This is a genomic window from Thalassotalea litorea, assembly GCF_043642205.1.
In the GTDB taxonomy this organism is placed as follows: Bacteria; Pseudomonadota; Gammaproteobacteria; order Enterobacterales; family Alteromonadaceae; genus Thalassotalea_A; species Thalassotalea_A litorea.
Window position 1 is genome coordinate 53,108 of the sequence record NZ_JBHZSG010000008.1, and the last position, 15,222, is coordinate 68,329.

Genomic DNA, 15,222 nt, shown 5'->3' on the forward strand with positions numbered 1-15,222 from the left:
GAGATTTTCTAATGGGACGTAAACGTACTCGTGAAGAAGAAGAAGCGGCAATTGATATGACGCCGATGCTAGACATCGTCTTCATTATGCTTATCTTCTTCATCGTAACCACTTCGTTTGTTAAAGAAGCTGGTATTGATGTGCAAAAGCCGAAAGCGGCTAATGCAAGTAAGAAACCGTCTGCGAACATTTTTATTGCGGTTCGTGAGAATGGTGAGATTTGGATGGACAAGCGTGTAGTTGATGTTGAACGTGTTTCTGCGAACATCGAAAAGCTACTTGCTGAACAACCAACGGATATAGTAATCATCCAGGCTGACAAAGGCGCTCGTCACGGCGTCGTTGTTAAAGTGATGGATGCAATTAAGGATGCAGGAATCGATAAGATTTCTATTGCTGCAGCAACAGGTGCATAATTATGGTTCGCTTTTTAGTGTCAATACTATTGGGCGTGGCTGTAACCTTTGGTCTGTTTGTCTTCATGGCATTCCTGATTTCAGGTGGAGCAAAACGTAACGCTGGTGATCAAGAACAAGTGATCATCGACATCGTTTCTACGCCACCTAAATCAAGTGTTCAGGAGCGCAAACGCGTACCACCGCCGCCGCCACCGCCACCTAAGACTCCGCCGAAGCCACAAGCTCCGGAGCCTGACACAAGTAATAACAACGCAGGGTTGTCGTTTAACGTCCCTGGTGTTGAATTATCCGGTGCTTCTGCCGGGATGGAAGGTCCAGGTGCAGGATTTGGTCGCGACGGTGAAGCAACGCCAATCGTTCGAATTGAGCCTAAATACCCAATTCAAGCGGCTCGTGATGGTAAGGAAGGCTGGGTTCAGCTGAGCTTTACCATTAACGAAGTTGGCGGTGTGGAAGACGTATCGGTTATTGCTGCAGAGCCTAAACGTATTTTCGATAAGGAAGCTAAACGCGCCCTTCGTAAGTGGAAATACAAGCCAAAAATTGTTGATGGTAAACCTATCAAACAACCAGGTATGACAGTTCAGCTTGACTTCAAGATGAGCCAGGACGGAGGTGCACAGTAATGCTTAAAAAACTTATTAGTTCATCCTTACTGGTTGCTTTTGTTGCCACCGCAACTTTGCCAGTAGCGACGCAAGTCGCTGCTGCAGAGCAGCAGGCAAAAAAGCCAAAGAAAAAGACGAAAATCGTTGGTCAATCCGTAGGTAAGAAAGTTCAAAAAGCTTTTGAAGCCTATTCCGAAGACCGTATCGACGATGCGCTGGTGATTCTTTTGGAAATTGAAACGTCTAAAGAATACGACCGTGCCTATGTTGATCGCTTTATCGCTAATATGTACGCCACTAAAGGTGGTGACGCAAACAGTGCGAAAGCCGTCGAGTATCTTGAAAAAGCGACTAAAGACGACGTTCTTAACGATAAAGAGCATGCTGATTCTCTCAAGTTGCTTGCCGACTTGCAGATTCAACAAAAAATGTATCGCGAAGCACTTGGTAACTACGATGCCTGGATGAAATATACCGGCGAAGAAGATGCCAATGCTTACGTAAAAATTGCTCAGGCTCATTATGAGTTGAAAGAACTGGATAAAATGATTGCGCCAGCCGATAAAGCCATTGCTTTATTTGAAGAGCCAAATCAAAATCCATATATCTTGAAACTTACGTCGTTTTACGAGCGCAAGAAGTACCCAGAGTCGGTGAAAGTTCTTGAAGAAGTGTTGCAATTGTTCCCTGAGAACAAAACGTGGTGGACTCAGCTAGGTATGTTTTACACCTTAGTTGAAGACTATGACCGCGCATTGTACACACTTGACTTGGCTTACAAACAAGGTTTCCTGGAGAAAGAATCAGAAATCAAAATGTTAGCGAATCTATACGCTAATAACGATGTACCGATTAAATCGGCTAAGCTGATGGAAAAGTATATCGATAGTGGTTTGATTCCGCGCACGACTGAGAACATGTTTACCATGGCAAACTCATTCCATGCGGCTCAGGAAGTGAAGACGGCAGCGAAATATTTCGGTGATACGGCGAAGCTTTCTAACGATGCGAAACATTACCGACGTCAAGGTCTTTTGTTGCAACAGTCAGAGCAGTATGATGCAGCGACTAAAGCACTACAAAAAGCCATTGACTTGGGCATTGATAATAAAGGTTCTGTATACATGACCATGGCGGAAGCATACTTCTACCAGGAAAAGTTTAAAGAAGCTTATGCATCAATTAAAAAAGCTCAGGAAGACCCTAAATCCCGTAAAGCTGCTCGCAGCTGGGCGCAGTACATCAAAGATACTGCTGACCGTAAAAAGGTTAAGATTTAAGTTCTCCGTTGATGTTTGAACAAAAAAAACCAGCCTCCGGGCTGGTTTTTTATTTTTGTAGGCTTCAATTATTTAAAGCATTCGCTCTAGCAATGATTATGAGCTATAACATATACACGAATACAATAATTTGCTTCGAAACTTTCGTAGTATAAATGGGCAAATTATGGAATAATTTAAGCCATTCGAATTTGAATTTTAATAACAATATCGGTTACTCATGAACTTAACACATCTCAAACAGCTGGAAGCTGAATCTATTCATATCATCAGGGAAGTCGCTGCTGAATTTGATAACCCTGTTATGTTGTACTCTATCGGCAAAGATTCTGCGGTAATGTTGCACCTGGCGATGAAAGCCTTTTACCCGGCAAAGCCACCCTTTCCTTTAATGCACGTTGACACCACTTGGAAATTCAAAGAAATGATTGAATTTCGTAATAAAACGGCTGAAAAATATGGTATGGACTTGATCGTTCACACCAATGAAGAAGGGCGAGCAGCCAATGTAAACCCGTTCGATTACGGTAGTGCAAAATACACTGATATTATGAAAACTCAGGGTTTAAAGCAGGCGCTGGATAAACATCAGTTTGATGCGGCTTTCGGTGGCGCCCGTCGCGATGAAGAAAAATCTCGCGCGAAAGAGCGTGTTTATTCTTTCAGAGATAAAAACCATCGCTGGGACCCGAAGAGTCAGCGCCCTGAACTTTGGAATACCTACAATGGCAAGGTTAATAAAGGCGAAAGTATTCGTGTCTTTCCATTGTCAAATTGGACAGAGCTGGATATCTGGCAATATATCTATTTAGAAAATATCGAAATCGTTCCGCTTTATCTTTCTGCGAAACGCCCTGTGGTTGAGCGAGACGGTACGTTGATTATGGTCGATGATGATCGTATGCCGCTAAAAGAAGGTGAAGTTCCAGAGCAAAAAATGGTTCGTTTCCGTACCCTTGGTTGTTATCCATTAACGGGAGCTGTTGAGTCTGAAGCGACAACCTTACCTGAAGTCATTCAGGAAATGTTATTGACAAAAACCTCAGAACGCCAGGGACGTGTCATTGATCACGATTCTTCCGGTTCGATGGAAAAGAAAAAAATGGAAGGCTACTTCTAAAGCTCAGCGTTGATGACTTAAGCACACTAGGTGTTTAAGTTCGAGAAAACGACAGTATTGAGCAATAGAGCGACAAATTCACGGAAATTATGATGAACGCAATGAACGAACAAACCTTACTTGAGACCGATATTGAAGCTTACTTAAAAGTTCATGAAAATAAAGATATGCTTCGATTTTTAACCTGCGGCAACGTTGACGATGGTAAATCGACCCTGATCGGCCGCTTACTCCATGATTCGAAATTGATTTTTGAAGATCACATGGCAGCAATAAAATCAGATTCTAAAAAATTCAACACAACGGATGAAGAATTTGACTTAGCCTTGTTGGTCGATGGCTTGCAGTCAGAACGAGAGCAGGGCATTACCATTGATGTGGCGTATCGCTATTTTGCCACTGAAAAACGTAAATTTATCATTGCCGATTGTCCAGGCCACGAACAATATACCCGCAACATGGCGACAGGCGCATCAAACTGCGATCTCGCTATTGTTATGATTGATGCCCGTTATGGCGTACAAACACAAACCAAACGCCACAGCTATATCTGCTCTTTACTTGGCATAAAGCATATTATCGTTGCGGTAAATAAAATGGATTTGGTGGATTACTCACAAGACGTTTATCGTAAAATTAAAGAAGATTACAAAACCTTTGCCGAACAATTGGACATTCCTGATGTACGTTTCGTGCCTATCTCTGCACTAAAAGGCGATAATGTCGTAAACAAGTCTGATGATATGGAATGGTATCCAGGGGCAACCTTGATGGCACTACTGGATACGGTGAAAGTCGATTCTGACAAAAACACCGAAGATTTTCGTTTTCCGGTCCAATATGTGACACGCCCTAATCTGGATTTTCGCGGATTTTGTGGATCCATATCCGGTGGCATCATTCATGTCGGTGACGTGATTACCGCTATGCCGTCAGGAAAATCATCTTCGGTAAAGAGTATCGTGACAGCAGATGGTGATCTTGAATCAGCTTCCGTTGGCCAAGCGGTAACGATTACGCTAAATGATGAAATTGATGTATCCCGAGGCGATGTCCTGGTCAAATCCAACAAACTTTCCACTGCATCTGATAAGTTCAGAGCAACCATTGTATGGATGAGCGATGCTGCCATGCAACCAGGTAAGGAATACGAGTTTAAGATAGGCACCAAGAATACCTACGGACGGGTGAATAAGATCGACTATCGAATCGATGTCAACACCATGGAACACATTGATGAAAGCGAAATGCAACTTAATGAGATAGCCTCATGTGTCGTGCAGACGAATTCTCAGGTAGTCATCGATGAGTACACTAAAGTGCAGGGTACAGGTTCCTTTGTGATTATCGATCGTTTGACTAATATTACGGTCGGCGCCGGTATGATCACAGACACTGTCGTTGCAGATGAAGGTAGTAGCGATGTTCGCGAATATACCCAGGCAGAGAAAGATTTAAATGCCTTTATTCGTAGTACATTCCCAGAGTGGGACTGTAAAGCTATCTAAGTCAGGCTCGAGCGAAAGTTACTTAGGCCGGTTTGAGACCGGCCTTTCTCTACTTGCCACACCATTACTCATACGTTATCTTAAACGAATTATTACAATAAGTTAGAACTCAGGTCGAAAATTGTTGTCAGTTTAATGTACCGGTTCTGACAAGAGTCATAGGCTATTCATGCTAAATATTGATCAATGGTTTATGGTGGGTATATTTATCGCCACCTTTGCAGGATTGATTAAATTTCAAAATGTCCCCGAACGCGTTTTTGCAGTTTCTACTATCGTCTGTTTAAGTTTTTCATTTGTTAGTACCAAACAAATATTCACCAATGCCGTTAATCCAGGGTTAATTACCCTAATCTTGCTAATTACTTGCTCATTCGCGCTGGAACGCACAAGTTTTCTGCGCATTCTCGCAAATAGGATGATTTCTAAGCATAAATTTAAATCTTACCTGCGAACGTTGATAGGCACCGCACTGGCGTCAGCGATTCTAAATAATACCGCGGTTGTTGCAACGTTAATATCACCAATCAAAAACAACAAATTTATAAATCCAGGAAAGTTATTATTGCCTGTGTCCTATGCAGCGATATTGGGGGGTACTTTGACTCTGGTAGGAACGTCTACCAATTTGATTGTTAACTCAATGCTGATCGATCAAGGCTTGCCTGGGCTGAAATTTTTTGATTTCACCCTGATTGGTCTTACTGCGCTTATTGCTTGTCTAATAGTCTTGTTTATTCGCCTTAAAACGTTGCCGTTTACCGAAGCCACCACGAAAAGCGAAAAACATTATTTTGTAGAAGCCGAAGTTACCGAAGACTCTAAATTGATTGGCCAGTCGATTGAAGAGAATGGGTTAAGAAATATCGATTCACTGTTTTTGGTAGAAATCATTCGTCATGGGCATTTGATTTCACCGGTCACCCCGGAAGAGTTTCTGCGACCAGGAGACAAATTAATCTTTACCGGAGATATCTCAAAAGTCTTTATTTTGCAGCAATTTGATGGTCTGAAGCTGTTTGCTGAGCAAGATGGGCTATTGCGGGATAATCTGACTCAGGTGCTGATTAAGCCAGGTAGTGCGATTATTGGCATGACGTTAAAGCAAGCGGGCTTTCGCGCACGCTTCGATGCGGCTGTCGTAGCCATTCGCCGCGAGGGTGCTACGCTTTCCGGAAAACTTGGCGAACTGGTAATTCAATCAGGAGACTTTCTGGTGTTGGCGGTTGGTAAAGATTTTATAACCCGCACCAACTTAAGTAAGAATTTTTACATCATCACCGGGGTAAAACCGGACAACATGCTCACTGGTTGGCGCGATAAATTTACGCTATTTGGATTTTTGGGGGCGATTTCTACCTCGGTCATATTTGAAGTCCCGTTATTAAAATGTCTGATTTTTTTCATGGCGGCGTTATTTGCGACACGTTGTCTTAGCATTAACGAAATCAAACGAAGATTTCCGCTGGAAATTTGGGTCATAGTGGTTAGTGCATTAACACTGGCAACCGCGCTGGAATCGACAGGGTTATCTCAGGTTATTGCACTTCATGTTCACAACTTTTTGTCTGGACAAAGTGCGATATTCGCGTTTGCCGCAGTCTTCATTATCACCTTGCTTATGACCGAGTTAATCACCAATAATGCGGCGGCCGCGTTGATATTCCCCATCGCTTATAACATTGCAATTGGTCTGGGTGTGAATCCGCTACCATTTATCATGGCAGTTGCTTTTGGCGCAAGCGGCAGCTTTATCAGCCCTTATGGATATCAGACCAATGTTATGGTATTCAACGCCGGTAATTACCGTTTAAAAGATTTCGTTAAAGCCGGTATTCCGGTGTCCCTGACGTATATCGCGGTAGTGTTATTTATGATCCCGCAAGTGTTTCCGTTTTAACGAGAAACACTGCGAAGAGCTTTCAATTATTGATAGTTACTAACATTTGAACCGAATCCAAAGATTCATATATCGCTTTGCTTGGTTAAATTATTAGCAAGGTAATCGCATATAAAAAGGAATGAATATGAAAACAGAAAACACGGTTTGGCACCCTCAACAGGTGAGTAAATCTGATCGTGCCAGATTAAAACAACAACGCCCCTGTCTGCTATGGTATACCGGTTTAAGTGGTTCAGGTAAGTCTACGGTCGCCAATGCCGTTGATGATCTATTGTTTGAGCGAAAGTGTCACACCTACCTGTTAGATGGCGATAACGTGCGACATGGATTAAATGGTGACCTTGGTTTTTCAGACGATGATCGTATTGAAAACATACGTCGAATTAGTCAGGTAGGAAAATTGTTTGTCGATTCAGGTTTAATCGTGTCTACGGCCTTTATTTCACCGTTTCAGTCTGATCGGGATATGGCGAGAAACTTATTAGAGCAAGGTGAGTTTGTTGAAGTTTTTATCGATACACCCATCGAGATTTGCGAACAACGGGATCCTAAAGGGCTATATAAAAAGGCACGTGCAGGGGAAATAAAAGATTTTACCGGGATTGATTCAGACTACGATGTACCTGCGGCGCCCGAAATTCACGTAAAAACCGCTGAACAGGACATCCTGGCCTGTGCCACTCAGGTGGTAAATTATCTCATCGACAATGGTTATATCGATTAGATTTAATGTCTGTCCGCACAATTTAATCGGGAGACCATGGATGGTTTTCCGGTCGAAGATGTAAGCTCCGGGGTATTGCAAATACAGCGATGCCACATCGAAAACACACTCTGTATTTATCCGTTCGACGCGCAACGTATCTCCAACAATTAAACCTTATTACGACACGACGGTGGTTTTTAAATTCTCTCCATGCCTGTCCCTTTACCCTTTCTTTTGTAACAAAATTTTTGATCCCCTAGACCAACTTGATTGTTCAACGTAATATCAATCTCGACTAAATCCATGCATTAATTTGGAAGACAAAAATGAAAACCATGATCACGGGCGCATTATGCACGTCCTTTTTGCTGTTAAGTGGCTGCAATAGCGAACCTGCGAACAGTAATGTTAAACCTGAAACATCTGAAATAACGACACAAAAAACCAAGCTAACGTCAGGTATTGAAAAAGCTAATATGGATAAATCCGTACGTCCTCAGGACGATTTTTACTTGTATGTTAATGGTGGTTGGTTAGATTCGCATCCGATGCCAGCGGATAAAACGGCTATAGGCTCATTTTATGATTTGCGAGATAAAGCCGACGAAGATGTCAGGGCCATAATTGAAGAGCTGGCGGCCTCTGATTCTTTAGCAAAAGGCAGCGATGAGCAGAAAGTTGCGGATTTGTTTAAGTCATACATGGACGAGACCCGGTTAAATGCATTAGGTATGACACCGGTAAAGCCTTTGTTTGATGAAATACAATCACTTGCGAATAAAGATGAATTGGCCAGTTATTTTGCGAAATCGCAAATTACTGGTCTGGACTCACCTCTGTATTACTACGTCAGTATTGATGCAAAGCAATCTTCTCGTTATGCCGGACATATATGGCACTCTGGACTAGGCTTGCCGGATCGCGATTATTATTTTAATCAAGAACAGCGCTTTGAAGATATGCGTAACGATTATGTTGCCCATATCGAAAAAATGTTTGCCCTTGCCGGCATGAAAAACGGTAAACAGGCGGCTAAATCCATTATGGCGCTTGAAACCAAACTTGCAGAATTACACTGGACCCGGGTACAAACCCGAAATAGTGAAGCGCGATATAACAAGTTTGCGGTATCTGAATTAAACACCGCAACCGATAAGTTTAACTGGACTGCATGGCTGAAAACGCTCGGAGTCAGTGACCAAAAAGATATAATCATTAACCAACCTGACTTTGTTAAAGGGTTTGGCGAGTTAGTTAGTAATGTGTCGATGGAAGACTGGAAAACGTATTTAAACTGGCAAGTAATTAATGGTTACGCGTCCTATTTAACGAGCGAACTCGATCAGCAAAATTTTGAGTTTTATGGTAAAAACATCAATGGTCAGCAGGAGCAAAAACCTCGTTGGAAACGCGGTGTCAGCTTAATCAATGGCAATTTAGGGGAGATAATTTCACAAGTTTACGTGAAGAAACACTTTAAACCTGAAGCAAAGGCCAGAATGACAGAGTTGGTTGAAAACCTGCGCGTGGCTTATGGTGAAAGTATCGACGGCCTGGACTGGATGTCTGCAGACACCAAAAAAGCCGCACGTGTTAAATTAGCGGCCTTTACCCCAAAAATCGGTTACCCAGATAAATGGGAAGATTATTCTTCCATTAACATTCATGCAGATACCTTGATTGCCAACTTACAAAGTGCGGATTTGGTAGGCTTTGAAAAACAATTGGAAAAGCTTGATGGGCCAATCCGTAAGTGGGAATGGCATATGACCCCGCAAACAGTGAACGCTTACTATAATCCTACGGTGAACGAAATCGTATTCCCGGCGGCAATCCTGCAGCCACCGTTTTTTGATATGCAAGCGGATGATGCGGTCAATTACGGTGGCATAGGTGCGGTCATTGGCCATGAAATGGGACACGGCTTTGATGATCAAGGGAGTCGTTATGATGCCGAAGGTAACCTGCGAAACTGGTGGACCGAAAATGATTTAGCGGAGTTTAAAAAGCGAGCTAATCAATTGGTTGAACAATACAATGGTTATCAGGTGTTTGACGATTTGAATGTTAACGGTGAACTGACACTCGGTGAAAATATTGGTGACTTATCCGGTCTGACGATAGCATATCGTGCCTATCAAAACTCTCTAAACGGCCAACAAGCGCCGGTTATTGATGGCCTAACCGGTGACGAGCGATTCTTTATGGGATGGGCACAGGTTTGGCGCGGCAAGCGTACTGAAAAGGGCATGCGCCAGCGCGTAGCTACCGATTCCCATTCTCCAGGCCAGTTCCGGACATTAGGCTCGTTATCCAATATGCCGGAGTTTGTTGAAACTTACGGTATTAAGGAAGGCGACAAGATGTATATTGCGCCGGAAAAACGGGTGAAAATCTGGTAGTTAAACGGGAGCTTAGGCTCCCTTTTTTATTAACCTACCTTTTATGTTGGCGAAATTACGGGCAAGGTCTATCTATGTGCATGCTAGGTTACTTATCATGCGAATTTCTTAGTCCTTGCTTTTCAACAGGATCCTTTTTAAGATAGTGCAGCATGAGGTTAACCCCCATAAGTTTCAATAAGTTAAACTTATAACGAGAGTGCGGTAATGAAAAATAGCGAACAACAACAAGAAAATACCAATATTGACGAGCTGACACCCGAGCAAGCGCGGCGTCAGTTTATGAAAAAATATGGAAAGTTGGCGGCTATCACACCTTTAGCGGTCACAGCGTTAATGACACCTAAAACATCGGCTGCGCCAAGCTCAACAGCCTGTTCCAGGCCTAATCCTCCAGCCGCATGTTCTAATCCGAAGCCGAAGGGGTTTGGTTAATCATTATTGTCTAGAATAAAGTACTGCTCTCCAGTTGTATGCAAAGGTATGCCATGCAAATTGTTTCATTGGCAAATAAACAATTAAGTCTATTTGTCGAAGAGGAAAAGGGATTACTATATTGCGCAACTACTCAGACTTTACATAAACTCCAATCGTCAAGCATAGCGATTTTACTTGCTATCGATCTTGGCTTTGATGAAAGCCAATGTCTTATTGAAGTTTCCCGGTTAGGTGGTGTTTCCAAGAAAGATATCATAGCTAGCTATCGTGTAGTTTCGGATATCTATGAATCATCCAAAGACGTTAACCATTACCCTAGTGAAATCCAGACTACACAAGCCGAGACATATTCTGATGGCTTGTATCCTGAAATTAAAAATATCCCGTATCAACCTTTAAATCCCTTATTTACTGATTCAGGCAATAAAGATGAATTCGTGGAACCATTATGTATTGAAATTGGCGCTGTCGGGTTTAAGCTTTTTATCGAACAACAAAAATTAAGAAATGTTCTGGCTGCTTTATTAGAACCCGTATTGCTAACTAGAGAGCTTTCTTCGCAATCGGTGATGATGGAGTTTGTTGTTCGAAACTATCGCAAGACTTACGAAGTGGCTAATGATTGTAACGCTTGTGAAGTAGAACTCTTCGAATTCGTTTCAAACTCTCAAGTAATCGAGTCTAAATTGGCATTCAATCAAGTTGCTCCCGTGTTAATTGAGCGGATGCAAATACTGACGTTTCAAAGCACGCCTTTTCGATTTTGCTTTCATGGCGCGGCGCTGTCAAAAGGGGAGCATGTATTTTTATTACCAGGTAAATCAGGGGTGGGTAAGTCAACCTTGACGTCGTATTTAGCCAAGCGAGGTTTTTTCGTTCATTCCGATGAAATGATTGCATTTAATGACGAATTTCAACCCCTAACCATCCCGATGCCTATTGCCATCAAACGCGGTGCCTGGCAACAAGTCAGGGCAGAGTATCCACATATAACGCAACAACCTGTGTGGCATCTAAAAGATGGCAGACAGGTCAAATACGTTTGGCCTGATTGTGATGGATTCATCGAGCCAAAACCGGTTGTATCAAACGCGCAACCACAAACATTACATTTTATTGCGCCCAATTTTACGCCGGATCAGGATTTGAAGGCAAATCCACACCATCCACAACAACCATTGATCACGCCACTAACGGTCATTGATACAATAGAGCTGATGACCCAGGGCGGTTATCAGGTAGGTAAAGAATTGGCATTTGCTGATGTTATGGCAATAGTCACACTATTTTCCAAGTCGAGCTGCGAAACCTTAACCTATACATCTTCAAAAATGGCATATCGAAGATTTGAACAAATCCTGGCCAGATAACAAAAAGCGCCTTTTTCTCTTTAAATATCGGGCCTGAAAGGGTATGTTAAAACCATGAATACTGACATTTAATGGCAGTAATGCCCCCAATAATACCAGCCCCTGATCCGATTAGAATAAATTATTAATATAGGCAATAACTTATGGGCGCTAAGCACATCAAAATAACGCGACGGACCTTTTTAGATTTAGGGTTGTTGATTTCAGCAAATACTAAGCCTACGGATATCGACCATGATTTAATCATCGCACTGCAAACCGAAGAGCTGTATCTGCCGATCATCGAATTATCCAATCATTACTGGCTTACCAGTGCCTTGTGCTATCGTTTGAAAAAGCTCAATATATTCGTGCAACTTCCTCACATCCTGCAACAATATTTAAATGAAGTCAGTACCTTATATCGCCAGCGCAATATCGATATAAAAAAAGAAGCGCAAAGCGTCTGTCAATTATTGGATGATGCCAAAATCGAACAAACGTTACTGAAAGGCGCGGCAAGTTTGTTTAATTCTACCTATCCATCGCCTGGCATAAGGTATATGTGCGATATCGATATTCTGGTCCCAGACGATAAACAGCAGCAGGCGTTTGAATTGTTGCAAAGCCATGGTTATCAAACTGATGAGTCGCCCCACGCGCTGCATTCGCCTAATCACCATCATGCACCGTCACTTTGCTTACCAGAGAGTATGTGTCGGGTTGAAATTCACAAACAAGCGCTAAAATACCCGGCGAGCACGGTACTGAGCAATGCACAGATATTACAATCGGTGCAGCCATTAGCACTTGGACAAGCACTTTATGTGCAACAATTAAGTCCTACCATGCAAGTCGTCATGTGTATCGCTCACAGTGAAATATCGCATTTAGGGTATGCTGAAAAACAATTGGATTTAAGACAGTTTTTTCATTTGCACAGCTTACTAGCTCATTATCATGACGATATCGATTGGCGTTTAGTTGAAAAGCATTTTCAAATGGCAAACCAGGAACATGTATTACATGCAGCTTTGTTAGGTTTACAGCTGTTATTTAACGATTCGACAGCGGTGACTCGGGATTATCAAAAAAGTGCACAGCATATCGAAAAACGTATTGAGTTGTTCTGTAATAGCTCCAGACTTCGAAAATCCTGGTACAAGGTGCGTCGGTTATTATCTGGGTATAGCGCCGGGCAAATTGCTTTCACCTACGATGTTAATGGGATAATTGGTATTTTAAAGGGGCGAATGAGACATTTTGCTCGTCATTTAAAACTGGCTTCGGATCGCGAAAGCAGGCAAAATTTTTGGGCGGGTGAGTAACGAATGACTCATCTGCCTGGTTTAAGTGCAGCGTCAGGTTAAAATTGATTTTGTTAGCATGAGTTTTCAATCACAATATTTCTTGTTAGACTGAAAAATAATCAATCACAATTAATAATAATTAGAGCCCCTTGTATGTCAGTGATTAATCTAAATAATGCGAAAAACACGTTGCTTCCAATGCTCGCAAGCTTATTTGTTGGGGCTGTGTCATTACACGCAAATGCCGAGCAAACATCGAACTCTGAAGAGGTTGCCGCACAGGTAACCGCGTCCGCTTTGTCAGCGACCGAGTCTCAGCCAGTCAATGCTCAGCAGACAACGCCTCAGACAACGCAACAGACTATGTTGCCTGAATCTGCAGCGGTAGCGCAGGAATCAGAAAGTCCTGAGAGTCAGAAAAAAGAAGATGAGCGCACCGCCAAAGAAAGAATCGACCAAACTCGACGTAAATTGAATTTAGCACCACCGCATGCCCCTAAATCATTAGGGGGCGGGAATGGTAATGGTGGTTTGGGTTCTGGGCAAATTACCGTGTCTTCAAATTAATGTGTTGGTGGATTAACGCCTTGCATTATTGATGTAATCGTTACCTGGTGGAGTATCTTCGATGAAGATGATTCTTAAATCGTCTCATGGGTTACAGTTTTATCTGCTCCTCGTTTTAATCTTCTGGTTGCCCATTCCGTTAGGATCTAATCGCCCTTGGGCGTGGGCACTGATGGAAGTGCTAAGCTTTATGCTGTTGCTTTGGTGCCTGGCTACTTCTGATTGGCAGCGGTTAAAGTCTCGGTTACGTCCTTATCGGTGGTTTTTATTTTTACTCGCGTTATTTTGTGCTTGGCAGCTTTTTCAAGGCTTGCCGTTACCTTCCTATTTCGTAGAATTCATTAATCCAGAAGCGGTGCATTTGCACAGTTTAATCGCACCTGGTGGATTAGAAAATCAATCCTCAGTTTGGCTCCCCATCTCTCTTGACCCTTATCAAAGTCAAGTTATGACAATTAAATCGTTGTCTTATCTGAGTATTGCCTGCTTAGTCTTTTGGCACATCGATTCCATCGCTAAACTTCGTTATCTGTTATTCGTACTCATCAGCGCCGGCGTATTTCAAGCGAGCTATGGTGTGATGACGCTTTTAGAAAGCAACGGTTATGCCTGGTTTTATGACATCAGCCTAAAAGGCAATGCCAGCGGCACGTTTATCTATCGCAATCATTTTGCCAACTTTTTGCTGTTATCGGCCAGCATGACAACCGGTTGGCTACTCTCCCATATATTTGCCCATTCAAAGCGAAGCCAAAAGAGCGCTTTGATGCGGTTTTTGCAAAGCTATTCATCGGGAAAACTGATTTTGCGGTTAAGTTTAGCCATGATGGTTATCGCCTTAGTGTTATCCCATTCGCGCATGGGAAATGCCGCTTTCTTTGTTTCTTTGACCTTAACCTTAGGGTTATGTATCTGGGTGCATAGAAATAAGCCAGGCACAGAGCGTAAACCCATGATCCTATTATTTATCAGTGTATTAATTATTGATTCACTGATCCTGGGGAGCTGGTTTGGCCTTGAAAAGGTGAAACACCGTATTGAAAATACCAGTCTGGCTGCGGAAACTCGGGACAATGTCGCATTCGACAGTTTAACCTTGATGGGAGAATTTCCATTAACCGGTACCGGTGCCGGCAGTTTTTATAGTGTCTATCCGCGGGTTGCACAACAGGAGGTTAAAGGGTTCTACGATCATGCCCATAACGATTATGTTCAGTTTGTTGTGGAATATGGGATTATCTTCACGCTGATCATCGGGGCGCTTGTTGTATTGTCGTTTTTACATGCGTTTTGGGCAATGAAGCATCGCAAGCGCAGCTTGATCCGCGGCACTTCGGTTGGATGCCAGATGGCAATAATCGCGATGTTATTGCATATAAGTGTTGACTTTAACCTGCAATCCCCAAGCAACTCTGTTTATTTTATTATTATTCTTTGTCTGGCCTGGCTTTGCCGCTTCGATTTTAATCAAATGCCGCTCAAGGACAAGTTTAGCCGACCTTAAAAACCTCAGACGAAACACCCGCAGTACCAGTAACCAAAGTCTGTTTGATGTTTTTTTAATCGTTGCGATTGCCTCTCTAATTAATTACCATACACTTAAGCGCTAATA

At 42.6% G+C, this 15,222-nt stretch carries 13 protein-coding genes; all 13 read left to right on the plus strand.

Going from position 1 to position 15,222, the window contains the following annotated elements:
- The first annotated feature begins 11 nt into the window (after nucleotides 1–11).
- The 13 genes from ACHUFQ_RS06225 (at nucleotide 12) to ACHUFQ_RS06285 (ending at nucleotide 15,114) form a co-directional block, all read left to right on the plus strand.
- On the plus strand, nucleotides 12–416 hold the full coding sequence (locus ACHUFQ_RS06225; protein ID WP_394173987.1) for an ExbD/TolR family protein: 405 nt from the start codon (nucleotides 12–14) through the stop codon (nucleotides 414–416).
- Nucleotides 417–418: 2 nt separating this feature from the next.
- Nucleotides 419–1,045, plus strand: a complete 627-nt coding sequence (locus tag ACHUFQ_RS06230) for an energy transducer TonB (RefSeq protein ID WP_394173989.1) — start codon at nucleotides 419–421, stop codon at nucleotides 1,043–1,045.
- Complete coding sequence (locus ACHUFQ_RS06235) at nucleotides 1,045–2,307, plus strand: hypothetical protein (protein ID WP_394173991.1); 1,263 nt, start codon at nucleotides 1,045–1,047, stop codon at nucleotides 2,305–2,307. Before ACHUFQ_RS06230 ends, ACHUFQ_RS06235 begins: the two co-directional genes overlap by 1 nt.
- Before the next feature lie 220 nt (nucleotides 2,308–2,527).
- Nucleotides 2,528–3,427, plus strand: coding sequence for a sulfate adenylyltransferase subunit CysD (gene cysD, locus ACHUFQ_RS06240; protein ID WP_394173993.1), 900 nt, complete (start codon nucleotides 2,528–2,530; stop codon nucleotides 3,425–3,427).
- A 101-nt stretch (nucleotides 3,428–3,528) separates the two neighbouring features.
- On the plus strand, nucleotides 3,529–4,935 hold the full coding sequence (gene cysN, locus ACHUFQ_RS06245; RefSeq protein WP_394174072.1) for a sulfate adenylyltransferase subunit CysN: 1,407 nt from the start codon (nucleotides 3,529–3,531) through the stop codon (nucleotides 4,933–4,935).
- 169 nt (nucleotides 4,936–5,104) lie between these two features.
- Entirely contained in the window at nucleotides 5,105–6,835 is a 1,731-nt protein-coding gene (locus ACHUFQ_RS06250) for an SLC13 family permease (RefSeq protein WP_394173995.1), read from the plus strand.
- Nucleotides 6,836–6,956: 121 nt separating this feature from the next.
- Nucleotides 6,957–7,562, plus strand: a complete 606-nt coding sequence (cysC, locus tag ACHUFQ_RS06255; protein ID WP_394173997.1) for an adenylyl-sulfate kinase — start codon at nucleotides 6,957–6,959, stop codon at nucleotides 7,560–7,562.
- 308 nt (nucleotides 7,563–7,870) lie between these two features.
- Complete coding sequence (locus ACHUFQ_RS06260; protein WP_394173999.1) at nucleotides 7,871–9,946, plus strand: M13 family metallopeptidase; 2,076 nt, start codon at nucleotides 7,871–7,873, stop codon at nucleotides 9,944–9,946.
- A gap of 207 nt (nucleotides 9,947–10,153) precedes the next feature.
- Nucleotides 10,154–10,381, plus strand: a complete 228-nt coding sequence (locus ACHUFQ_RS06265; protein WP_394174001.1) for a hypothetical protein — start codon at nucleotides 10,154–10,156, stop codon at nucleotides 10,379–10,381.
- A gap of 53 nt (nucleotides 10,382–10,434) precedes the next feature.
- A complete protein-coding gene (locus ACHUFQ_RS06270; protein WP_394174003.1) occupies nucleotides 10,435–11,754 on the plus strand; it encodes a hypothetical protein in 1,320 nt (439 codons plus the stop codon).
- Nucleotides 11,755–11,897: 143 nt separating this feature from the next.
- On the plus strand, nucleotides 11,898–13,061 hold the full coding sequence (locus ACHUFQ_RS06275) for a nucleotidyltransferase family protein (RefSeq protein ID WP_394174005.1): 1,164 nt from the start codon (nucleotides 11,898–11,900) through the stop codon (nucleotides 13,059–13,061).
- A gap of 135 nt (nucleotides 13,062–13,196) precedes the next feature.
- Nucleotides 13,197–13,610: a hypothetical protein gene (locus ACHUFQ_RS06280; protein ID WP_394174007.1), complete on the plus strand. Its 414-nt coding sequence runs from the start codon at nucleotides 13,197–13,199 to the stop codon at nucleotides 13,608–13,610.
- A 61-nt stretch (nucleotides 13,611–13,671) separates the two neighbouring features.
- Nucleotides 13,672–15,114 carry an O-antigen ligase family protein gene (locus ACHUFQ_RS06285; RefSeq protein WP_394174009.1) on the plus strand — a complete coding sequence of 481 codons (1,443 nt, stop codon included), beginning with the start codon at nucleotides 13,672–13,674 and terminating at the stop codon, nucleotides 15,112–15,114.
- Nucleotides 15,115–15,222: the final 108 nt, after the last annotated feature.